This is a genomic window from Mesorhizobium sp. M2E.F.Ca.ET.209.01.1.1 (assembly GCF_004010375.2).
GTDB lineage: Bacteria > Pseudomonadota > Alphaproteobacteria > Rhizobiales > Rhizobiaceae > Mesorhizobium.
Genome location: NZ_SADP02000472.1, coordinates 1 through 337, shown reverse-complemented (window position 1 = coordinate 337; position 337 = coordinate 1). Strand labels below are relative to the sequence as shown.

The following is a 337-nucleotide window of genomic DNA, read 5'->3' as shown; positions in this document are numbered from 1 at the left end:
GGTTCCTGGATGATGGTCGACACCAGCCGCCCGCGCACATGCTGGAGTTCACGCTCGCTGAGCGTCATCGGATCGTTGCCGAACAGACGGATGCCGCCGCCGGTAATGTGCGCGCTGCCCTTGGGCAAAAGCCGCGTCGCCGCCATCATGGTCACCGATTTGCCGCACCCGGATTCTCCCACGATGCCGACGATCTCGCCGGCACGGACATTGAGGCTGACCCCGTTCAGCGCCTTGATCGGCCCGCGATAGGTGCGGAACTCGAGCGAAAGGTCGGAGATTTCGAGCAGGACATCGCCGGACGGTTCGGTCATCGGCCACCCAGCCTGGGATCGAG

At 64.7% G+C, this 337-nt stretch carries 1 protein-coding gene; it reads right to left on the bottom strand.

Annotated elements, in window-relative coordinates:
- A partial coding sequence (locus EN852_RS36535; RefSeq protein ID WP_135879738.1) for an ATP-binding cassette domain-containing protein occupies positions 1-314 on the bottom strand: 314 nt, incomplete at its 3' end.
- Between the last annotated feature and the right edge of the window lie 23 nt (positions 315-337).